The organism is Pseudomonas sp. P97.38, assembly GCF_001269745.1.
In the GTDB taxonomy this organism is placed as follows: Bacteria; Pseudomonadota; Gammaproteobacteria; order Pseudomonadales; family Pseudomonadaceae; genus Aquipseudomonas; species Aquipseudomonas chlororaphis_E.
Map to the genome: position 1 here is coordinate 97020 of NZ_LHVJ01000028.1, position 22205 is coordinate 119224.

At 62.2% G+C, this 22205-nt stretch carries 22 protein-coding genes; 9 read left to right on the top strand and 13 right to left on the bottom strand.

The window, feature by feature from the left end:
* Positions 1–19: 19 nt before the first annotated feature.
* Together rep and AD664_RS23375 are read left to right on the top strand one after the other, a co-directional pair.
* Positions 20–2029, top strand: a complete 2010-nt coding sequence (gene rep, locus AD664_RS23370) for a DNA helicase Rep (protein ID WP_053150237.1) — start codon at positions 20–22, stop codon at positions 2027–2029.
* 55 nt (positions 2030–2084) lie between these two features.
* The gene (locus tag AD664_RS23375) at positions 2085–2657 is read left to right on the top strand and encodes a xanthine phosphoribosyltransferase (protein ID WP_042728997.1); all 573 of its coding nucleotides are present in this window, start codon (positions 2085–2087) and stop codon (positions 2655–2657) included.
* 34 nt (positions 2658–2691) lie between these two features.
* Here AD664_RS23375 and AD664_RS23380 read toward each other — a convergent pair whose 3' ends face one another.
* The 6 genes from AD664_RS23380 to dadA form a co-directional block, all read right to left on the bottom strand.
* Positions 2692–4614, bottom strand: a complete 1923-nt coding sequence (locus AD664_RS23380; RefSeq protein WP_053150677.1) for an acetyl-CoA hydrolase/transferase C-terminal domain-containing protein — start codon at positions 4612–4614, stop codon at positions 2692–2694.
* 139 nt (positions 4615–4753) lie between these two features.
* Positions 4754–5167: a cytochrome c5 family protein gene (locus AD664_RS23385; protein WP_053150240.1), complete on the bottom strand. Its 414-nt coding sequence runs from the start codon at positions 5165–5167 to the stop codon at positions 4754–4756.
* 183 nt (positions 5168–5350) lie between these two features.
* Positions 5351–5899 (bottom strand): cupin domain-containing protein, encoded by a 549-nt coding sequence (locus tag AD664_RS23390; RefSeq protein WP_007932420.1) that lies wholly within the window; start codon positions 5897–5899, stop codon positions 5351–5353.
* Between the two features lie 128 nt (positions 5900–6027).
* Positions 6028–7101 carry an alanine racemase gene (gene alr / locus AD664_RS23395; RefSeq protein WP_053150242.1) on the bottom strand — a complete coding sequence of 358 codons (1074 nt, stop codon included), beginning with the start codon at positions 7099–7101 and terminating at the stop codon, positions 6028–6030.
* Positions 7102–7198: 97 nt separating this feature from the next.
* Positions 7199–7552, bottom strand: a complete 354-nt coding sequence (locus tag AD664_RS23400; protein ID WP_053150244.1) for a RidA family protein — start codon at positions 7550–7552, stop codon at positions 7199–7201.
* The gene (gene dadA, locus AD664_RS23405) at positions 7524–8828 is read right to left on the bottom strand and encodes a D-amino acid dehydrogenase (protein ID WP_047739421.1); all 1305 of its coding nucleotides are present in this window, start codon (positions 8826–8828) and stop codon (positions 7524–7526) included. Before dadA ends, AD664_RS23400 begins: the two co-directional genes overlap by 29 nt.
* A gap of 156 nt (positions 8829–8984) precedes the next feature.
* Between dadA and AD664_RS23410 the strand changes: the two genes are divergently transcribed.
* Positions 8985–9473: an Lrp/AsnC ligand binding domain-containing protein gene (locus AD664_RS23410; protein ID WP_003177284.1), complete on the top strand. Its 489-nt coding sequence runs from the start codon at positions 8985–8987 to the stop codon at positions 9471–9473.
* Positions 9474–9523: 50 nt separating this feature from the next.
* Here the strand turns inward: AD664_RS23410 and AD664_RS23415 are convergent, their stop codons facing one another.
* On the bottom strand, positions 9524–9877 hold the full coding sequence (locus AD664_RS23415; protein ID WP_053150247.1) for a YkgJ family cysteine cluster protein: 354 nt from the start codon (positions 9875–9877) through the stop codon (positions 9524–9526).
* Between the two features lie 146 nt (positions 9878–10023).
* On the opposite strand from AD664_RS23415, the gene AD664_RS23420 reads away from it, so the two are divergent.
* Positions 10024–11337 (top strand): FAD-binding oxidoreductase, encoded by a 1314-nt coding sequence (locus AD664_RS23420; protein WP_053150250.1) that lies wholly within the window; start codon positions 10024–10026, stop codon positions 11335–11337.
* A gap of 118 nt (positions 11338–11455) precedes the next feature.
* Here the strand turns inward: AD664_RS23420 and AD664_RS23425 are convergent, their stop codons facing one another.
* The gene (locus AD664_RS23425) at positions 11456–11701 is read right to left on the bottom strand and encodes a DUF1127 domain-containing protein (protein ID WP_053150253.1); all 246 of its coding nucleotides are present in this window, start codon (positions 11699–11701) and stop codon (positions 11456–11458) included.
* 179 nt (positions 11702–11880) lie between these two features.
* Between AD664_RS23425 and AD664_RS23430 the strand changes: the two genes are divergently transcribed.
* Positions 11881–13314: a PLP-dependent aminotransferase family protein gene (locus tag AD664_RS23430; protein WP_053150256.1), complete on the top strand. Its 1434-nt coding sequence runs from the start codon at positions 11881–11883 to the stop codon at positions 13312–13314.
* 61 nt (positions 13315–13375) lie between these two features.
* Entirely contained in the window at positions 13376–14941 is a 1566-nt protein-coding gene (locus tag AD664_RS23435) for a phospholipase D family protein (protein WP_053150259.1), read from the top strand.
* Between the two features lie 27 nt (positions 14942–14968).
* Here the strand turns inward: AD664_RS23435 and AD664_RS23440 are convergent, their stop codons facing one another.
* A complete protein-coding gene (locus AD664_RS23440) occupies positions 14969–16111 on the bottom strand; it encodes an MFS transporter (protein ID WP_053150261.1) in 1143 nt (380 codons plus the stop codon).
* A 274-nt stretch (positions 16112–16385) separates the two neighbouring features.
* Complete coding sequence (locus AD664_RS23445; protein WP_042728986.1) at positions 16386–17879, bottom strand: aldehyde dehydrogenase; 1494 nt, start codon at positions 17877–17879, stop codon at positions 16386–16388.
* Positions 17880–18118: 239 nt separating this feature from the next.
* On the opposite strand from AD664_RS23445, the gene AD664_RS23450 reads away from it, so the two are divergent.
* Both AD664_RS23450 and AD664_RS23455 read left to right on the top strand, forming a co-directional pair.
* On the top strand, positions 18119–18481 hold the full coding sequence (locus AD664_RS23450; RefSeq protein ID WP_042728985.1) for a cupin domain-containing protein: 363 nt from the start codon (positions 18119–18121) through the stop codon (positions 18479–18481).
* Between the two features lie 165 nt (positions 18482–18646).
* Positions 18647–18865, top strand: a complete 219-nt coding sequence (locus AD664_RS23455) for an I78 family peptidase inhibitor (protein ID WP_053150266.1) — start codon at positions 18647–18649, stop codon at positions 18863–18865.
* Between the two features lie 81 nt (positions 18866–18946).
* Here the strand turns inward: AD664_RS23455 and rpmG are convergent, their stop codons facing one another.
* Positions 18947–19102, bottom strand: coding sequence for a 50S ribosomal protein L33 (gene rpmG / locus AD664_RS23460; RefSeq protein WP_003177274.1), 156 nt, complete (start codon positions 19100–19102; stop codon positions 18947–18949).
* 11 nt (positions 19103–19113) lie between these two features.
* Positions 19114–19347, bottom strand: coding sequence for a 50S ribosomal protein L28 (rpmB, locus tag AD664_RS23465; protein ID WP_007921114.1), 234 nt, complete (start codon positions 19345–19347; stop codon positions 19114–19116).
* Between the two features lie 437 nt (positions 19348–19784).
* Here rpmB and AD664_RS23470 point away from each other — a divergent pair, with 437 nt between their 5' ends.
* Entirely contained in the window at positions 19785–21371 is a 1587-nt protein-coding gene (locus AD664_RS23470) for an ABC transporter substrate-binding protein (RefSeq protein WP_053150269.1), read from the top strand.
* Positions 21372–21509: 138 nt separating this feature from the next.
* Here AD664_RS23470 and radC read toward each other — a convergent pair whose 3' ends face one another.
* Positions 21510–22184: a DNA repair protein RadC gene (gene radC / locus AD664_RS23475; protein ID WP_053150271.1), complete on the bottom strand. Its 675-nt coding sequence runs from the start codon at positions 22182–22184 to the stop codon at positions 21510–21512.
* Positions 22185–22205: the final 21 nt, after the last annotated feature.

The window sequence follows — 22205 nt, forward strand, 5'->3', positions numbered from 1 at the left end:
ACGACTCCCTGACCCTGTCATGTCCCGACTCAATCCCCGGCAGCAAGAAGCCGTGAACTATGTCGGCGGCCCTCTTTTGGTGCTCGCCGGTGCAGGCTCCGGCAAGACCAGCGTGATCACCCGCAAGATCGCCCACCTGATCCAGAACTGCGGCATCCGTGCCCAGTACATCGTCGCCATGACCTTCACCAACAAGGCCGCCCGGGAAATGAAGGAGCGGGTTGGCACCCTGCTGCGCAGCGGCGAAGGCCGTGGCCTGACGGTCTGCACGTTCCATAACCTGGGCCTGAACATCATCCGCAAGGAGCACGCGCGGCTGGGCTACAAACCGGGCTTCTCGATTTTCGACGAGACCGACGTCAAGGCCTTGATGACCGACATCATGCAGAAGGAATACTCGGGCGACGACGGCGTCGACGAGATCAAGAACATGATCGGCGGCTGGAAGAACGACCTGGTGCTGCCGCCAGAAGCCCTGGAAAACGCCCGCAACCCCAAGGAACAGACTGCCGCCATCGTCTACGCCCATTACCAGCGCACGCTCAAGGCGTTCAACGCGGTGGACTTCGACGACCTGATCCTGCTGCCGGTCAAGCTGTTCCAGGACCACGCCGACATCCTCGAAAAATGGCAGAACAAGGTCCGCTACCTGCTGGTGGACGAATACCAGGACACCAACGCCAGCCAGTACCTGCTGGTGAAGCTGCTGATCGGCAAGCGCAACCAGTTCACCGTGGTGGGCGACGATGACCAGTCGATCTATGCCTGGCGCGGCGCCCGCCCGGAAAACCTGATGCTGCTCAAGGAAGACTACCCGTCGCTCAAGGTGGTGATGCTGGAGCAGAACTACCGCTCCACCAGCCGCATCCTGCGGTGCGCCAACGTGCTGATTTCCAACAACCCCCACGAGTTCGAAAAGCAACTGTGGAGCGAAATGGGCCACGGTGACGAAATCCGCGTGATCCGTTGCCGCAACGAAGACGCCGAGGCCGAACGCGTGGCCATGGAAATCCTCAGCCTGCACTTGCGCACCGATCGGCCCTACAGCGACTTCGCGATCCTGTACCGCGGCAACTACCAGGCCAAGCTGATCGAGCTGAAACTGCAGCACCACCAGATCCCCTATCGCCTGTCGGGGGGCAACAGTTTCTTCGGACGCCAGGAAGTGAAGGACCTGATGGCCTACTTCCGCCTGATCGTGAACCCGGATGACGACAACGCCTTCCTGCGGGTGATCAACGTCCCACGCCGGGAAATCGGTTCGACTACCCTGGAAAAACTCGGCAACTACGCCACCGAGCGAAAGATCTCGATGTACGCCGCCACCGACGAGATCGGCCTGGGCGAGCACCTGGACAGCCGTTTCACCGATCGCCTGGCGCGATTCAAGCGTTTCATGGACAAGGTCCGCGAACAGTGCGCAGGCGAAGACCCGATTTCGGCGCTGCGCAGCATGGTCATGGACATCGACTACGAGAACTGGCTGCGCACCAACAGTTCCAGCGACAAGGCTGCCGACTACCGCATGAGCAACGTGTGGTTCCTGATCGAGGCGTTGAAAAACACCCTGGAAAAGGACGAAGACGGCGACATGACCGTCGAGGACGCCATCGGCAAACTCGTGCTGCGGGACATGCTCGAGCGCCAGCAGGAAGAGGAAGATGGCGCCGAGGGCGTGCAGATGATGACGCTTCACGCGTCCAAGGGCCTGGAATTCCCTTACGTGTTCATCATGGGCATGGAAGAAGAGATCCTGCCGCACCGCTCCAGCATCGAAGCCGACACCATCGAGGAAGAACGGCGCCTGGCCTACGTCGGCATTACTCGGGCTCGTCAGACGCTGGCCTTCACCTTCGCCGCCAAGCGCAAGCAATATGGCGAAGTCATCGACTGCGCGCCCAGCCGCTTCCTCGATGAACTGCCGCCGGACGACCTGGCCTGGGAAGGCAACGACGACACGCCGGCGGAAGTCAAAGTGGTGCGTGGCAACAGTGCCCTGGCCGATATACGTGCGATGTTGAAGCGTTAGAATCGACTACTTTTTACTGACCCCAGGCGCCGCCGGCGTCATCAGAGGAGGCTTCATGGAAGCCCTGCACCAGAAAATCCGCGAACTCGGCATCGTGCTTTCCGATCAAGTCCTGAAAGTCGATGCGTTCCTGAACCACCAGATCGACCCGCAGTTGATGAAGCTGATCGGCGACGAATTCGCCGCGCTGTTCAAGGATTCCGGCATCACCAAGATCGTCACCATCGAAGCCTCGGGCATCGCCCCGGCGATCATGACCGGCCTGAACCTCGGCGTGCCGGTGATCTTCGCCCGCAAGCAGCAATCGCTGACCCTGACGGAAAACCTGCTGTCGGCCACCGTGTATTCGTTCACCAAGAAGACCGAAAGCACCGTCGCCATCAGCCCCCGGCACCTGACCAGCAGCGACCGGGTGCTGATCATCGATGACTTCCTGGCGAACGGAAAAGCGTCCCAGGCGCTGATCTCCATCATCAAGCAAGCCGGCGCCACGGTGGCCGGGCTGGGAATCGTGATCGAGAAATCCTTCCAGGGCGGCCGTGCGGAACTGGATGCCCAGGGCTACCGCGTCGAGTCCCTGGCCCGGGTGAAATCCCTGGCCGGTGGCGTGGTCACCTTCATCGACTGACCACACACCGCTCCCACAGAGGTCCTCGCGGGCCTTATTGTGCAGTGGCCTTGAGCCCCGCCAGCAACAAGCGCTGGAACAAGTCCTCCTTCAGCCCCTCGGTGCTCGCCAGTTGCATCCGCTCCAGATGCTCGGGGTACAGAGAGGGCTCCGGGGCATCCAGCGCGGCCTTGCCCAGCTCCAGCATCTCACTGAGCTTGAACTTGCTCTTGAGCCAGTTCAGTGCCCGCAGCAGGTCCCGCTCTATCCCATCGAAGTCGCAGCCCAGCGGGTATTCGGGGAACAGGTTCGGATGCCGTGCCTGGATCGCCTGCAAACGCTCTGGCGTGTTGTCGGCGAACCGTGGATCGAGGCGGAAATCCTTCGGTAATTTGCCGGCATTCTGGGCCTGTTCGATCAGCCCCGGCTGGAAGCGTGAATCGCTGATGTTCAGCAGTGCCTCGATCACCGCGGCATCGGTCTGGCCGCGCAGGTCGGCGATGCCGTACTCGGTCACCACGATGTCCCGCAGATGCCGGGGAATCGTGCAGTGGCCGTATTCCCAGACAATGTTCGAGCTGATCTCCCCGCCCGCCTCACGCCAACTGCGCAGCAGCAGGATCGAACGCGCGCCTTCCAGTGCATGGCCCTGGGCGACGAAGTTGTACTGCCCGCCCACGCCACTGAGCACCCGCCCATCCTCTAACTGATCGGCCACCCCGGCGCCCAGCAGGGTCATGGTGAAGACCGTGTTGATGAAACGTGCATCGAGTCGCTGCAGGCGCTTGAGCGACTCCTGGCCGTACAACTCGTTGATGTAGCTGATGCGGGTCATGTTGAATTCGAGCCGCCGGGCCTGGGGCAACTCATGCAGGCGCTGGTAGAAACTGCGCGGGCCGAGGAAGAATCCGCCATGTATGCAGACGCCGTCGGGTTGCGCGGCTTCGTCGAGGGTGCCGGCGTTGGCCTGTTCCTGGGTGGCTTCGTCGGGGTAGACCTTGCGCCGGATGATCCCGGCTTCCGCCAGGACCAGCAAACCGTTGACGAACATCTCGCTGCAGCCATACAGCCCTTTGGCGAATGGCTGCACCCCACCTTCGCGCTCGATCAATTGTGCCCACTGGCTGAGATTCAGGTCCGCCAGCAACGCCTGGTAGCCGGCATTGTCCGCCTGGCGCGCCAACAAGGCGGCCGTCAGTGCATCGCCCATGGCGCCGATGCCTATCTGCAACGTCCCGCCGTCACGCACCAGGGTGCTGGCGTGCAGGCCGATCAGGTGATCCTGGAAGCCCACCGGCATGTTCGGCGTGGAAAACAGCGTGTGATTGTCTTTCTCGTCGATCAGCAGGTCGAAGCCGTCGATGCCGATTTCGGCGTCACCCGGCATGTAGGGCAAGTCGCTGTGCACCTGGCCGACCAGCAGGATGGTCTCCCCGGCCGCTCGCCGCTTGGCGATCATGGGCAACAGGTCCAGGGTGATGTCCGGGTTGCAGCTCAGGCTCAGGCGGTCCGGGTGTTGTGGGTCGCTGGCCACCAGTTGCGCCACCAGATTCAAGCCGGCGGCATTGATGTCCCGGGCCGCGTGGCTGTAGTTGCTGCTGACGTAGTCTTGCTGGGCCGGCGCGCTGTTCAACAGGCTGCCGGGCTGCATGAAGAACTGCTGGACCCGGATATTGGCCGGCAGGTCGCCTTGATGCAGCGCCGCGAGGTAATCCAGCTCCGGGTAGTCGCCGAAAACCCGCTCGATGAACGGTTCGAGGAAGCGCTTCTGCAAGCCATCGCCCAGGTTCGGCCGCCCCAGGCTCAGGGCCGTGTAAATCGTCAACTGGCGCTCGGGCAATTCAGCGATGCGCCGGAACAACGCATTGGCGAACAGATTGGGCTTGCCCAGCCCCAGCGGCATGCCGAGGTGGATATGGGCGGGCAGGCGCTCAAGCACGTCCTCCACCGCCTGCTCGATTGAACACAACTGCACCATCCGACCCTCCGAGACATTGCCCTGAATGTGGCTTGGACCGAACTTGCCGGGGCTTGGTTGCGCCGAACCGCTCGCGAGGTTGTTCACAGGCGCAAAAAAGCCGCTCGTAAGCGGCTTTCCTGTGGCAGATGACAGCGAATTACAGGCCGGACATCTCTTTGATGGCGCCCTTGAGCTCGTCATCCGTGCAATCGGCGCACGTGCCTTTCGGCGGCATGGAGTTGATGCCGGTAATCGCCTTGGCGAGGATGCCGTCGAGGCCGCCCTGATGATCAGCGCGCTCTTTCCACGCTGCCCTGTCGCCAATTTTCGGCGCGCCCAGCAGACCGGTGCCGTGGCAAGCATTGCAGTGCTTGGCAATCACGTCTTTCGGCGCCTTGGCGCCTCCCGCACCACCTGCGGCGGCGGCGACTTCCATACCCTTGCATTCCTGCCCCTGAACGCAGACCTGGCCGACGGGTTCAAGGCGCTTGGCGATTTCGTCGTTGGTCGCCGCTTGGGCGCTGACTGCCCATAGGGCCAATGCGGTTGCTGGTACAGCCAGCATTTTCATAATTAGGTTCACGCGTACACCCTCAATGGTGGCTAGTCACGCCTGCGGCCACGGTTTGCAGGCGGGCGCAAGTATAGCGGTAAGCCCGTCACACTGAAACAACCCTAAAGTCACAAGGGTCTTGTTCGTGGTGACCACTTACCCCCCGGACGCCTCTGCCGTATGGGCTTGGCGCCTCTTTCCTTAGAAATTGGCCGGTGTGGCTGCGCTGATCAGTCGCGCCGGCGCATCGAACGGATTACGAAAACGATGAGGCTTGGTGCTTTCAAAATAGTAGCTGTCGCCCGCCTCGAGCACGAACGTTTCCAGACCCACCACCAACTCCAGCCGACCTTCCACCAAGATCCCGGTTTCCTCGCCCTCATGGGTGAGCATTTCCTCACCGGTGTCGGCGCCAGGCGGGTAGATCTCGTTCAGGAAGGCGATCGCCCGGCTCGGATGGGCCCGGCCCACCAGCTTCATGGTCACGGCGCCGTCGGAGATGTCGATCAGTTCGTTGGCTTTGTAGACGATCTGGGTCGGTTTCTCCTGAAGGATTTCCTCGGAAAAAAACTCGACCATGGACATGGGAATCCCGCCAAGGACCTTGCGCAGCGAGCTGATCGAGGGGCTGACACTGTTCTTCTCGATCATCGAAATGGTGCTGTTGGTGACGCCCGCACGCTTGGCGAGTTCACGCTGGGAAAGGCCTTTGAGTTTACGAATGGATTGCAGTCGTTCACCGACGTCCAATGCTGGAGCCTCCAGGGAATCAGGTTGTGTGGAAAGTGAGCGTTATCATGGCGACAGCGTTCAGTATTTACAACACTTTGACCCGAATCCTGTGCGGCGAAGCGACTTTCGGTAGGGTACGCCGGGCATCAGCGCCCGGAATAGAGCCGTGGCACCCGTCGCAGGTTGCAGAAAATCTGGTAAGGAATCGTGTCGGCGGCCTTCGCCACGTCACTGGCGAGCACGTTCCTGCCCCACAGCTCCACGGTCGAACCCAGCCCGGCCTGGGGGACGTCGGTGAGGTCAACGCACAACATGTCCATCGACACCCGCCCGACCAGCTGGCTGCGCTGCCCGGCCACCAGCACCGGCGTACCGGTGGGCGCCTGGCGCGGATAGCCGTCGGCGTACCCCATGGCAACCACTCCGACCCGGGTCGGTTGCGTGGTCACGAAGCGGGCGCCGTAGCCCACCGGCTCGCCGGCAGGCAATTCGCGCACGCTGATGATCTTCGACTCCAGGGTCATCACCGGTTGCAGGCGCGCAGCGACTTCGTTGGGTTCCTCGAACGGCGTGGCTCCGTAGAGCATGATGCCCGGCCGTACCCAATCGCTCGGCATCTGCGGCCAGCCGAGCACGGCAGGGGAGTTGCGCAGGCTGATCTGCGCCGCCAGCCCTTGGCGAGCCGCTTCGAAGACCGCCAGTTGGTGAGTGCTGCTGGGATCGTGCAGCTCGTCGGCCCGGGCGAAATGGCTCATCAGGACGATCTTCGCCACGTTGCCACTGGCCAGCAGGCGACGATAGCCGGCCTGGTAGTCCGCCGGGTGCAAGCCGACCCGGTGCATGCCGGAGTCGAGTTTGAGCCAGACCGTGATCGGTTTGCTCAGCCGTGCCTGCTCAAGTGCTTCGAGCTGCCAGAGCGAATGCACCACGCACCACAAGTCATGCTCGATGATCAGCGACAGCTCATCGGCTTCGAAGAACCCTTCCAGCAACAGGATCGGCCCGCGGATCCCGCCGGCACGCAGTTCCAGGGCCTCTTCGATACACGCCACGGCGAACCCGTCCGCCGTGTCCTGCAATGCCTCGGCACAGCGCACCGCCCCATGCCCGTAGGCATCGGCCTTGATCACCGCCAGGGCCTTGGCCCCGGTGACTTCACGGGCCAGTTGGTAGTTGTGACGCAGGGCTTGAAGGTCGATCAGGGCACGGGCAGGACGCATGGCGGCAGGCTTCTAGGCGGTCATGAATAAAAAACCGGTGCTGGCCGAGGGTGCGAACCACCGACAGCACCGGGAGAGGGATCTGTTTGACAGAGGCTTAAGGCAGCGCGGCCACCACCGACAACTCCACCAGGATTTGCGGCTCGCACAGCTTGGCTTCCACCGTGGCACGGGCCGGGGCGGTGCCCTTGGGCAGCCATTGGTCCCAGACGGCGTTCATGCCGGCGAAGTGAGCGTCGATGTCCTTCAGGTAGATCGTCACCGAGAGCAAGCGGGTCTTGTCGGTCCCGGCCAGGTCGAGCAACCGCTCGATGTTGGCCAGGGTCTGGCGAGTCTGCTGTTCAATACCGGCGCTCATGTCGTCGCCGACCTGCCCCGCCAGGTAAACGGTGCCGTTGTGCACGACCACCTGGCTCATGCGGTCATTGGTGAGCTGGCGCTGGATTGACATGTTTCGCAGACTCCTTTTTTTGGCTGCCATAACGGGAAATATCGAGGCCTTCTGCGCTGATCTGCGGCTTTTTCTTCGCCATCAGGTCGGCCAGCAGACGGCCGGAACCACAAGCCATGGTCCATCCGAGGGTGCCATGGCCGGTGTTCAGGAACAGGTTCTTGAACGCGGTGGCGCCCACGATCGGCGTGCCATCCGGGGTGGTCGGGCGCAGGCCGGTCCAGAAACTGGCTTGGGCCAGATCGCCGCCCTGAGGATAAAGGTCGCCCACGATCATCTCCAGGGTTTCACGCCGACGCGGGTTGAGGGACAGGTCAAAACCGGCAATTTCAGCCATGCCGCCCACGCGAATGCGGTTGTCGAAACGGGTGATCGCCACCTTGTAGGTTTCGTCGAGAATGGTCGAGGTCGGCGCCATCGACGGGTTGGTAATCGGAACGGTCAGGGAGTAGCCCTTGAGTGGGTACACCGGCGCACGAATCCCCAGGGGCTTGAGCAGTTGCGGCGAATAGCTGCCAAGGGCAAGGACGTAGCGGTCGGCGGTTTCCAGCTTGCCGTCGATCCACACCCCGTTGACGCGATCGCCGGCGAAATCCAGGCGTTGGATGTCCTGGCCGAAGCGGAACTGTACGCCGAGCTTCACGGCCATTTCCGCCAGGCGCGTGGTAAACAGCTGGCAGTCGCCGGTCTGGTCATTGGGCAGGCGCAAGGCACCGGCCAGGATATCCGTGACGTTGGCCAGGGCCGGTTCGACCCGGGCGATGCCTTCGCGGTCGAGCACTTCGAACGGCACGCCCGACTCTTTCAGCACTGCAATGTCCTTGGCCGCGCCATCGAGCTGGGCCTGGGTGCGGAACAGCTGGGTGGTACCCAGGCTCCGGCCTTCGTAGGCAATGCCGGTTTCGGCACGCAGCTCGTCGAGGCAGTCGCGGCTGTACTCCGAGAGGCGGACCATGCGCTCTTTGTTGATGGCATAACGACTGGCGGTGCAGTTACGCAGCATCTGCGCCATCCACAGGTACTGGTCGATGTCGGCAGTGGCCTTGATGGCCAGCGGCGCATGGCGTTGCAACAGCCACTTGATGGCCTTGAGCGGCACACCTGGCGCGGCCCACGGCGAGGCGTAGCCCGGCGACACCTGGCCGGCGTTGGCGAAGCTGGTTTCCATGGCTGGCGCCGGCTGACGGTCGACCACCACCACTTCAAACCCGGCTCGCGCCAGGTAGTAAGCACTGACGGTACCGATGACGCCGCTACCCAAGACCAGAACGCGCATGTTGTTGCCCTCATCGCGGATAACCGCTGACGTTTTGTTGTACATACCTTCGATGGGCGCAGTGTAAAAAAGAATAGCCAGTGCTTTTCACTATATAAATGCCTATATTTGGCGAGAATTCTCGGCAAAAACCCTTTTCACGGAGGCGCATCACCTGTGCGTACCAATACCCAGACCAAGCGTGAGCTGGACAAGATCGACCGCAACATCCTGCGCATTCTCCAGGCGGACGGGCGGATCTCCTTCACCGAACTGGGGGAAAAGGTCGGCCTGTCCACCACGCCCTGTACCGAGCGGGTGCGGCGCCTGGAGCGCGAAGGCATCATCATGGGCTACAACGCCCGGCTCAATCCGCAGCACCTGAAGGGGAGCCTGCTGGTGTTCGTGGAAATCAGCCTCGACTACAAGTCTGGCGATACGTTTGAAGAATTCCGACGCGCCGTGCTGAAATTGCCCCATGTGCTGGAATGCCACCTGGTGTCGGGAGACTTCGACTACCTGGTGAAGGCACGGATTTCCGAGATGGCCTCGTACCGCAAGCTACTGGGGGACATCCTGCTCAAGCTGCCCCATGTGCGCGAATCCAAGAGCTACATCGTGATGGAAGAGGTGAAGGAAAGCCTGAGCCTGCCGATTCCGGATTAAGGCCCTTCGCGAGCCGGCTGGCGAAAAGTCACTCGGGGAACCGCCCAACGTCAGACCAGCACCTGGCGATTGGACGCCATGTATTGATGGATCTGCCGCTCGACCCGCGGATGAATCAGTTCCACCGGCCGCCGCCCGTTGGGGCACGGCAAGGTCGCCGTCGTGCCGAACAGCCGGCAGATCAGCGGTCGCTCGTCATACACGGTGCAACCGTTGGGCCCCAGGTGCACGCAATCAAGCGCTTGCAGGGCAGCATCCTGTTCGGCGCGGGACTTGCGCGGCAAACGGGCCATTTCCTCCGGCGAGGTGGTCACCGGACCACAGCAGTCGTGGCAGCCGGGAACGCACTCGAACGAGGGGATCTGCTGGCGCAGCGTGCGGATTTTCTGGCTGTTGCAACTCATGAAAACGACTACCCGACGGGGACACAGACCGATTCTGCCCTAAAACCCTCATCCCAGACACCGCCAGCCGACCGCTGTTGCCCGGGGATGAGTCCGCGGCTTATGCTCCGTCAAATTTCTCAAACACAACAATCAGGATTACGCACATGAACGCCCGTGTTCAGCAACCGGTCCCGAGCCACGCGCACGCCGCCTCCTATTACGCCGCCAGCAGCTTGCCGCAACCGGACCATCCGTTGCTGCAGGGCGCGTGCGTGGCGGACGTGTGCGTGGTGGGTGGCGGGTTTTCCGGGCTGAACACCGCCATCGAACTGGCCGAGCGCGGCATGAGCGTGGTCTTGCTGGAAGCCCACAGGATCGGCTGGGGCGCCAGCGGCCGTAACGGCGGCCAGTTGATCCGGGGCGTCGGCCACGGCCTGGAGCAATTCGCCCCGGTCATCGGTTCCGACGGTGTCCGTCAGATGAAACTCATGGGCCTTGAAGCCGTGGAAATCGTCCGACAACGTGTCGAGCGTTTTCAGATCCCCTGCGACCTGACCTGGGGTTACTGCGACCTCGCCAACAAGCCCGGCGACCTGGAAGGTTTTGCCGAGGACGCCGAAGAACTGCGCAGCTTGGGTTATCGCTACCCGACCCGGCTCCTGCAAGCGCATGAAATGCACAGCGTGGTGGGTTCGGACCGCTACGTCGGTGGCCTGATCGACATGGGCTCCGGGCACTTGCATCCGCTAAACCTGGCCTTGGGCGAAGCCGCTGCCGCGCAACAACTTGGGGTCAGGCTGTTCGAGCAGTCGGCGGTCACCCGCATCGATTATGGCGCCGAAGTGAACGTGCACACCCAACAGGGCTCGGTCCGCGCCAAGACACTGGTAATGGGCTGCAACGCCTACCTCAACGGACTCAACCCAGAGCTCAGCGGCAAGGTGCTGCCCGCCGGCAGCTACATCATCGCCACCGAACCCCTGAGCCACGCCCAGGCCCAAGCCCTGCTCCCACAGAACATGGCGGTGTGTGACCAACGGGTGGCACTGGACTACTACCGTCTCTCGGCGGATCGTCGCTTGCTGTTCGGTGGCGCTTGTCATTATTCAGGTCGCGACCCGCAGGACATCGGCGCCTACATGCGGCCGAAAATGCTCAAGGTGTTCCCGCAGTTGGCAGACGTGAAGATCGATTACCAGTGGGGCGGGATGATTGGCATCGGCGCCAACCGACTGCCACAGATCGGCCGGCTCAAGGACCAACCCAACGTGTATTACGCCCAGGCCTACTCCGGCCATGGCGTGAACGCCACGCACCTGGCCGGCAAACTGCTGGCCGAAGCCATCAGCGGGCAACAAAGCCGCGGTTTCGACCTGTTCGCCCAGGTACCGCACATGACCTTCCCTGGCGGCAAGCACCTGCGCTCGCCGCTGCTGGCGCTGGGAATGTTATGGCACCGGTTGAAAGAGTTGGTTTAACCGAAAAACCGTGGCGAGGGAGCTTGCTCGCGCTCGGTTGCGCAGCGACCGCTAAATCTCAGGGTTGCTACACGCCCCCGCGGGAGCAACCGTCCTCGCCACAGCTTCCTTATTCGTTTCAACCCCGCCAGAACGGCTTGAGCCCCTCTTCCCGCGCCTGCTCCCGGCTCAATCCGATGTCACGCAACTGTTCGGGTGTCAGCGCCAACAAGGCTTTGCGTGTATGCAGGCGCAACCAGAATACGTCCCAGCGGCTCAGGTGGACCGGCGCATTGCGCGACATCGCGTTGCGCAGCCCCTTCTCCTGCCCTGCCACCAGTTCCTGACTGTGTAACGTCAGCCGCACATCGCTCAAGCCGTTCATTTTTGTCGCTCCTGTTTACTTGGGAAGCCAGAGGTTTCATGATGTGCGAACGGTTAAAAACGATACAGATTCAATCAGTTTGTTTTATTTCAATACAGATTCAGCCTTTCCTGCACTGAATTGTCATTTTCCAACCCAACTGTATGGGTTAACGTTGTCCAGCGCCTCGGGATTGCACCATGACCCTCTACGTGAACCTCGCCGAACTGCTCGGCACCCGCATCGAACAAGGCTTCTACCGCCCGGGCGACCGGCTGCCATCGGTACGGGCATTGAGCACGGAGCACGGCGTCAGCTTGAGCACGGTGCAGCAGGCCTATCGCGTGCTGGAGGACAGTGGCCTGGCGATGCCGAAACCCAAGTCCGGTTATTTCGTACCGGTCAGCCGCGCGCTGCCGGACCTGCCGGTGGTGGGCCGTCCCGCCCAGCGGCCCGTGGATATTTCCCAGTGGGACCAGGTGCTCGAACTGATACGCGCGGTGCCGCGCAAGGATGTGGTGCAATTGGGCCGGGGCATGCCGGACATCAACTCGCCGACCATGAAGCCGCTGCTGCGCAGCCTGGCGCAGATCAGTCGCCGGCAAGACATGCCAGGGCTGTATTACGACAACATCTACGGCAACCTGGCGCTGCGTGAACAGATTGCCCGGCTGTTGCTGGATTCAGGTTGCCAGTTGGGCCCCAACGATCTGATTGTCACCACCGGCTGTCACGAAGCGCTGTCTGTCAGCATCCGCGCCACGTGCGAGCAAGGCGATATCGTCGCCGTGGACTCCCCCAGCTTCCATGGCGCCATGCAAACCCTCAAGGGCCTGGGCATGAAGGCGCTGGAAATCCCCACCGACCCGCTTACCGGTATCAGCCTGGATGCCCTGGAACTGGCCTTGGAACAATGGCCGATCAAGGCCATACAGTTGACGCCCAGTTGCAACAATCCGTTGGGCTATATCATGCCGGAAGCCAACAAACGCGCCCTGCTGACCCTGGCACAGCGCTTCGACGTGGCGATCATCGAAGACGATGTGTATGGAGAACTGGCCTACACCTACCCACGCCCCCGCACGATCAAGTCCTTCGACGACGATGGCCGGGTCCTGCTCTGCAGCTCCTTTTCCAAGACTCTGGCCCCTGGCCTGCGCGTGGGCTGGGTTGCCCCCGGCCGGTACCTGGAACGGGCGCTGCACATGAAGTACATCAGCACCGGTTCCACCGCCCCACAGCCCCAGATCGCCGTGGCCGAATTCCTCAAGGGTGGCCATTTCGAACCGCATTTGCGCCGGATGCGTGCGCAATACCAGCGCAATCGCGACGTCATGATCGACTGGGTCAGCCGCTATTTTCCGCCAGGCACTCGCGCCAGCCGGCCCCGGGGCAGCTTCATGCTGTGGGTCGAACTGCCGGAAGGCTTCGACACGCTCAAGCTCAACCGGGTCCTGCATGACCAGGGCGTACAGGTCGCCGTCGGCAGTATCTTTTCCGCCTCCGGCAAGTACCGCAATTGCCTGCGGATGAACTACGCTGCGAAGCCAACGGCCCAGATCGAAGAGGCCGTGCGCAGGGTGGGCGCCGCCGCTATCACGTTGTTGAACGAAACCCAGCGCGACGCCGTCTGATCTGTACGCCGGGAAGCGGCATCCAACAGCCCATCAACGCAATCGAGCGGAACGATCCTACGTGAGATCCAGACCGATCCTGCCAGCGCTACTGCTAGTCGCCTCGCTGCTGGGCGGCTGCGCCAGTCTTGATGTCACCCGCGAGCCCTCCCAGGCCCTACCGGCCAGCGAATCCTCCTTTGGCCGCTCGGTCCAGGCCCAGGCGGCGCCCCATGAAGGGCAGTCGGGCTTTCGCTTGCTTCCCGACAGTACCGACGCGTTCATCGCCCGGGCCGAGTTGATCCGCCACGCCCAGAGCAGCCTGGACTTGCAGTACTACATCGTCCACGAGGGCATCAGCACCCGGATGCTGGTGGACGAATTGCTCAAGGCCGCGGACCGCGGCGTGCGGGTGCGGATACTGCTGGACGACACCGCCAGCGACGGCCAGGAAGAAACCATCGCGACCCTGGCCGCCCACCCGCAGATCCAGGTCCGCCTGTTCAACCCCTTGCACCTGGGCCGGGCTACCGGAGTGACCCGCGGCCTTGGACGCTTGTTCAACCTGTCACTGCAACACCGGCGCATGCACAACAAGCTATGGCTGGCAGACAACAGCATGGCCATCGTCGGCGGCCGCAACCTGGGGGATGAGTATTTCGACGCCGAACCCAACCTGAACTTCACCGACATCGACCTGCTCGGGGTCGGGCCGGTGGCCGAACAACTGGGCCACAGCTTCGACCAGTACTGGAACAGCGCCCTGAGCAAACCCATCGAACAGTTCCTGTCCCATCGCCCCACTCCCAAGGACCTGGTCGACAGCCGGGCGCGTCTGCAAGCGTCCCTTGAACAGACCCAAAAGGAAAACCACGCGCTCTACCAGCAACTGACCACCTACAAGACCCAGCCACGCCTGGACACTTGGCGTAACCAACTGGTCTGGGCCTGGAACAAGGCGATGTGGGACGCGCCGAGCAAGGTGCTGGCCAAGGACGAACCTGATCCGCAGCTGCTGCTGACCACTCAACTAGCGCCGGAGCTGACGGGCGTCAGCAAAGAACTGATCATGATTTCCGCTTACTTCGTCCCGGGCCAGCCAGGGTTGGTCTACCTGACCAGTCGCGCCGATGCCGGCGTGTCGGTGAGCCTGCTGACCAACTCCCTGGAGGCCACCGACGTGCCGGCGGTGCATGGCGGGTATGCGCCGTACCGCAGGGCCTTGCTGGAGCACGGTGTGCGCCTGTTCGAGCTGCGCCGGCAACCGGGCGAAACCGGCGGCCGCCCGCACCTGTTCTACAGCAGGTCCTACGGCGAGTCGGACTCGAGCCTGCACAGCAAGGCGATCATTTTTGACCGGCAGAAAGCCTTTATCGGTTCGTTCAATTTCGACCCGCGCTCGGTGCTGTGGAACACCGAGGTCGGCGTTCTGGTGGACAGCGAAGCGCTCGCCGGCCAGGTGCGTGAGCTGGCCCTGCAAGGCATGGCACCGGCCTTGAGTTATCAGGCACGGCTGAAGGACGACACCCTGGTCTGGACCACCGAAGACAACGGCACGTTACACGACCTGGACCACGAACCCGGCAGTTGGTGGCGCCGGTTCAATGCCTGGTTCGCCAAGACCGTCGGCCTGGAGCGGATGCTGTAGCCCGCGTGACTCGACGTAGCAAGGTGATCACGCCGCTTGCGTGGCGCCGAGGGCCCCCTGGCGCAATAACAGGATCACCAGGCCGAAGGCCCCCGCCGCCATGAACAAGGGCAACGCATGCCCACTGACCCACTGGCTGCCGGCCCCCGCTGCCAGCGGACCGACCAGGCAACCGATCCCCCACAACTGCGCGACATGGGCATTGGCCCGCACCAGCGCATCGTCACGGAAACGCTCGCCGATCAGGATCAGCGACAGGGTAAACAAGCCACCTGCGCTGGCGCCGAACAGTATCCACAGGGGCCAGATCAATGGCGTATCGATCAGTACCGGCACCGCCAGGCTCGACAGCATCAACAACACCGCACAGCCAGCGAACAAGGTGCGGCGTGACATGTAGTCGGCCAGGGCGCCAATGGGCAATTGCAGCAAGGCATCGCCCACCACTACGGTACTGACCATCGCCAATGCCACCTCGGCACTGAAGCCCTGGCGCAGGCAGTAGACCGGTAGCAATGTCAGGATCATCGCTTCGAAGGCGGCGAACAACGACACCGCCCAGCCAATCGCCGGCAAGCTTCGGCAGAACGCCCACAGGTCGCCCAACGTGACACTGCCGGCCTCGCTGCTGGGCGCGCCGCTGCGCCCCAGCAGCAACAGCGGTGCAACCAAGAGCAGGCCGACGCCCACCCAGAAGCCATAATCGTGATCGGTCCCCAGTACGCCGAGCAGCAGCGGCCCGGACAACTGGCTCAAGGCATAGCTGCAGCCGTACAACGCCACCAGCCGTCCGCGCCATTGTTCAACGACCAGTTGGTTGATCCAGCTCTCACCGAGGATGAAGACCAGGGTCAGCACCACGCCAATCAACAGGCGCAGCACCAGCCAGACCGGATAACTGGGCATCAGCGCCAGCAAGCCGATCGACAGCGCGCCGCCCCACAGGCACAGGCGCATCAACGCTGCAGTGCCAAAGCGCGCGGCCAGCCGGCTCGACACCTTGGCCCCCAGCAACACGCCCACCGCCGGCATGGCGGCCATGACGCCGATGGCGAATGAACCATAGCCCCAGCCTTCCAGGCGCAACGACACCAGCGGCATGCTGACGCCCAAGGCCAGGCCGACGCTCAGGACAGACGCCAACACGGCGAAGTAAGTCGCCCAACGCATTTCCACGCTCCTGTGGAGGGTTATCGCTGCAGGTATCACTCAAAATATTGTGGGAGCGGGCTTGCTCGCGAAGGCGGAATGTCAAACAACTAGCTGTTGAATGTTAAACCGCTTTCGCGAGCAAGCCCGCTCCCACAGGGGATGTGTCTACCGCAAATCTTGCGTTCATCCTCGACCAATGTGGGAGCGGGCTCGCTAGCGAAAGCGGGGTGTCAGTCAACTTAGCCGTTGATGTTAACCGCCTTCGCGAGCAAGCCCGCTCCCACAAAAGGGGTCAGAGCTTGATCCAGGTCGCCTTCAGCTCGGTGTATTTGTCGAAGGCATGCAGCGATTTATCACGACCGTTGCCCGACTGCTTGAAGCCACCGAACGGTGCAGTCATGTCGCCGCCATCGTACTGGTTGACCCAGACGCTGCCAGCGCGCAGGGCCTTGGCGGTCAGGTGTGCCTTGGAAATGTCCTTGGTCCACACCGCTGCCGCCAGGCCATACGGCGTGTCGTTGGCAATCTGGATCGCTTCTTCGGCAGTGTCGAAGGCAATGACCGACAGCACCGGGCCGAAGATTTCTTCCTGGGCGATTTTCATCGCGTTGCTCACGCCGTCGAAAATCGTCGGCTCGACGTAGGTGCCGCCGGTTTCCTCGAGGATCCGCTTGCCGCCCGCCACCAGCTTGGCGCCGTCACTGTGACCGGCCTCGATGTAGGACAGCACGGTGTTCATTTGTTGGGTATCCACCAGGGCGCCGACGTTGGTGGCCGGATCCAGCGGATTACCTGGCTTCCAACCCTTGAGGGCCTCGATCACCAGCGGCAGGAAGGTGTCCTTGATGGAACGCTCTACCAGCAGGCGCGAACCGGCGGTGCAGACTTCACCCTGGTTGAAGGCGATGGCGCTGGCGGCGGATTCGGCGGCGGCCTGCAGGTCGGGGGCGTCGGCGAACACGATGTTCGGGCTCTTGCCACCGGCTTCCAGCCAGATGCGCTTCATGTTGGATTCGCCGGCGTACACCATCAACTGCTTGGCGATTTTGGTGGAGCCGGTGAACACCAGCGTGTCCACGTCCATGTGCAGGCCCAAGGCCTTGCCGACGGTATGCCCGTAGCCGGGCAGCACGTTCAGCACGCCCTTCGGAATACCGGCCTCGACCGCCAGGGCAGCGATACGCAGGGCCGTCAGCGGGGATTTTTCCGACGGTTTGAGCACCACCGAGTTACCGGTGGAGAGGGCCGGACCGAGCTTCCAGCAGGCCATCATCAACGGGAAGTTCCACGGCACGATAGCGCCCACGACCCCGACCGGCTCGCGTGTCACCAGGCCCAGTTGATCGTGGGGCGTCGCCGCCACTTCGTCGTACAGCTTGTCGATGGCCTCGCCGCTCCAGCTCAACGCCTGGGCCGCGCCAGGTACGTCGATGTACAGCGAATCGCTGATCGGCTTGCCCATGTCGAGGGTTTCCAGCAGGGCCAACTCTTCGGCGTTCTGCTTGAGCAGGCTGGCGAAACGAATCATGGTGGCTTTGCGCTTGCTGGGGGCCAGGCGCGACCAGACGCCGGAATTGAAGGTTGCGCGGGCGTTTTCCACGGCACGCTGGGCGTCGGCCACATCGCATGCGGCAACCTTGCCCAAGAGGCGGCCATCGACCGGGCTGAGGCAATCAAAGGTTTCGCCGGACACTGCATCCGTGTATTCACCGTTGATGAAAGCGCGGCCTTCGATCTTCAGGTCGCGGGCGCGTTGCTCCCAGTCGGCACGAGTCAGGGTGGTCATACGAGTGTCCTCCTCTTATTAAGTCAGAACGCCGCGCAACGCAGCGCTCAAAGAATTCTGCCCGGCCAGCCTGTTCGGCGCTGTTTTCGGCAGAGGGCACCCGCCACCCTAAACCAGCGGCCGGTGAAGTTTCAATATATTTGACATAGCGGTGGCAAACCGCCTTGCGATGTTCGTTTTAATAAACATAGACTCTGACTCTTCCAGCCATTCGTGCCGTCATTCACGGGGTTTACCGCATGAGCATCCAGGACATCGTCGATTTCAGCCACGCCACCACTGCCGCCGACCGCTACCGTCCGGACCCGGCCAAGGTACTCAAGGGCGATCCCGAACAGGCGGTGTACAACCACTACAACAGCCCGTGTGGCCAAATGAATGCCGGGGTCTGGGAAGGCGCCGTGGGCCAGTGGACAGTCAACTACACCGAGCATGAATACTGCGAAATCGTCCAGGGTGTTTCCGTGCTGCGGGACAACGATGGGAACGCCAAGACCCTGCGCGCAGGCGACCGCTTCGTGATCCCGGCGGGCTTCAAAGGCACCTGGGAAGTGCTGGAGCCGTGCCGCAAGATTTATGTGGTGTTCGAACAGAAGGCTTGAGCCCGCGCCGAAAAGGACGCTGACACTCTTTCGCTGGTCAATCACCCGTCAGGCAACCGAGACTGCCTGCGGCGCCACGAACACTATCGTCGCACCGGGTTCGCACAGGATGTGCAACCAGGCCGGCAAATGAGCGCCCTAACTGACTAATCGCAAGGAGGCAACATGCCCGTCTTACCCGATCAATGCGATCTCGCCATCGCCCAGTACACCATCGGCCAGAAATGCACCCCTGAGTTGCTTGAGGAGGTTCGCGCCCTGGCCAATGGAGCGCCCGTCCGTGCTACGGGTCCGAAATACGCGACGACTTATGACCTGCGCCCCCGGCGCATCAATCTGCAAACCAACGCCGACAGAATCATCATCGGCGTGAGCTGCGGCTGATCCACGCCGCCACCCACCAAGCGGCAACAAAAAAGGCCCGTATCTCGCGATACGGGCCTTTTTTGTAAGAAGGAAAATCAATTACTTGATTTTGCCTTCCTTGTAGATCACGTGCTTGCGAACAACCGGATCATATTTCTTGATCTCGATTTTGTCCGGGGTAGTACGCTTGTTCTTGTCGGTAGTGTAGAAGTGACCAGTACCGGCGCTCGAGATCAAACGAATCAATTCACGCATGATTAGCTCCCTTAAACCTTGCCATCGCGGCGAAGTTCGGCCAGCACGACATCAATGCCGCGCTTGTCGATGATACGCATGCCTTTGGCAGATACGCGCAGACGTACAAAACGTTTCTCGGACTCAACCCAGAAGCGGTGATGCTGCAGGTTCGGCAGGAAACGACGACGGGTTTTGTTGTTTGCGTGGGAAATGTTATTCCCAGTCACCGGACCCTTACCGGTAACTTGACAGACTCTCGACATGCCTCAGCCCTCTAAAACCACATGCCCAACCCGGCATGGGTTGGCCGCTTAATCTCTCAGTCATTTGGCGCCAGGCGCCGCGTTTCTTTAAGGGTCTTACCGGCTACACCTACAGTGAAGGAACCGGGCCCCTAGAAAAGAGCGCTGCTTTATACCAGAAAGACCACGGTGCAACAACAACCGATGTGATTTGTCTTTGCGGCAGAACACCACCCAACCGTCCGGGACGGCTGGGGCAAAGGCCGGCGCAGCCCGTGACCGCTCGTCGCTGCGCGCAGGTTTTTTTCACCTACGCCAGGTTTGAGCCCCTCACGCACCGCCACAGGGTGCCGGAAAATGCAAAAAGGGGATAGTCATTTGCCAGCGAGCCCACTAGGGTAGGCCTTTTCCAGACTGCACTCGCAGATGGGCCTTCGACTTGCACAAGGAAACTGCTCATGCGCCTCGCTGCCCTACCATTGTTGCTCGCCCCTCTGTTGATCAGCCCATTGGCCCAGGCGGCCGCCCTGAGTGTTTGTACCGAGGCGAGCCCGGAAGGGTTCGACGTGGTCCAGTACAACTCGCTGACAACCACCAACGCCTCTGCCGACGTGCTGATGAACCGCCTGGTGGACTTCGACACCGCCAACGGCAAGGTCGTCCCCAGCCTTGCCAAGAGCTGGGAGATCTCGACCGACGGGCTGACCTACGTGTTCAAGCTGCGCCCGCAGGTCAAGTTCCACCACACCGACTACTTCACGCCGCGTCGCGACCTGACCGCCGAGGATGTGAAATTCAGCTTCGAGCGCATGCTCGACCCGGCGAACCCCTGGCACAAGGTGGCCCAGAGCGGCTTCCCCCACGCCCAGTCCATGCAACTGCCCACGCTGATCAAGAAAATCGACGCGCTGGACCCGCTGACCGTGCGCTTTACCCTCGACCATGCCGATTCGACGTTCCTGGCAACGTTGAGCATGGGCTTCGCTTCTATCTATTCGGCTGAATACGCCGACCAACTGATGAAGGCCGGCACCCCGGAAAAGCTCAACAACCAGCCGGTCGGCACGGGCCCGTTCATTTTCAACCGGTTCCAGAAGGACGCGACGATCCGCTACAAGGCCAACGACGCTTATTTCGACGGCAAGCCGCAAGTGGACCCGCTGATCTTCGCCATCACGCCGGATGCCAACGTGCGCTTGCAGAAACTGCGTCGCAATGAATGCCAGATCGCCCTGTCGCCCAAGCCACTGGACGTGCAGGCCGCGCGCCAGGAACCGACGCTGGCCGTGACCCAGACCGACGCCTTCATGACGGCCTTCGTGGCGATCAACAGCCAGCACCCGCCATTGGACAAACCTGAGGTGCGCCAGGCCATCAACCTGGCGTTCGACAAGGCCAGCTACCTCAAGACCGTCTTCGAAGGCACTGCGCAGGCCGCCAACGGGCCCTATCCACCCAACACCTGGAGCTACGCCAAAAACCTGCCCGGCTACGCCCACGACCCCGCCAAGGCTCGCGAACTGCTGGCCAAGGCCGGTTTGAAGGAAGGCTTCCAGACCACCCTCTGGACCCGCCCTTCCGGCAGCCTGCTGAACCCGAACCCGAGCCTTGGCGCCCAGTTGCTGCAATCGGACCTGGCGGAAATCGGCATCCAGGCTGAAATCCGGGTGATCGAATGGGGCGAGTTGATCCGTCGCGCCAAGGCCGGCGAACACGATCTGCTGTTCATGGGCTGGGCGGGCGACAACGGCGACCCGGACAACTTCCTCACGCCGCAGTTTTCCTGCGCGGCGGTCAAGTCCGGCACCAACTTCGCGCGCTACTGCAACCCCGACCTGGACAAGCTGATCAGCGCCGGCAAGACCACCGGCGAGCAAGGCGTGCGCGCCAAGCTCTACGAGCAGGCCCAGGCACAGATCCAGCAACAGGCCCTCTGGCTGCCCCTGGCTCACCCGACGGCCTTCGCCCTCACCCGCAAGGAAGTGCAGGGTTATTCGGTCAGCCCGTTCGGTCGCCAGGACTACGCCAAGGTCACCCTCAAGTAACCCCAGCCCACAGCGCCCTCCGGTGGGAGCGAGCTTGCTCGCGATAGCGGTGTGTCAGTCAAAGTCGATGTGACAGACCTGTCGCCATCGCGAGCAAGCTCGCTCCCACAAAAAAGGTTTCGTATCGTCAGATCGCGGCTACATCCACCCGTACTCCACCATCGACAGCGGCTCCCCATCGCCAACGATGAAATGATCGAGCACCCGCACGTCAATCAACTCCAGCGCTTGCTGAAGGCGCCCGGTGAGCAGCCGGTCGGCCTGGCTCGGCTCGGTATCGCCGGAAGGATGGTTGTGACACAGGATCAGCGCCGCGGCATTGTGAGCCAGGGCGCGCTTGACCACTTGCCGGGGATAGACGCTGGCGCTGTCGATCGAGCCGCGAAACAGCGCCTCATAGGCCAACACCCGATGCCGGGAATCCAGAAACAGGCAGCCGAATACTTCATGGGGTTCATGGCGCAACACGGCCTTGAGGTAGTCGCGTACAACCAGCGGGCTCTCCAGCACCGACTCTCGTCGCAGGTCCTGGGCCAGATGTCGGCGCCCCATTTCCAGGACTGCTTGCAACTGCGCGAACTTGGCCGGCCCCAGGCCCAGTTGCATGCTGAATGTACGCAGGTCGGCGTCCAGTAAACCGCGCAGGCAACCGAATTGATGCAGCAGGTGTCGAGCCAGGTCTACCGCACTCTTCCCGCAAACCCCGGTTCGCAAGAAGATCGCCAACAGCTCGGCATCCGAAAGACTCGCCGAACCCAATTGCAACAACTTCTCCCGCGGGCGCTCGGCCGCCGGCCAATCTCGAATACTCATAGGACCTCCTGGTCTGTGGCG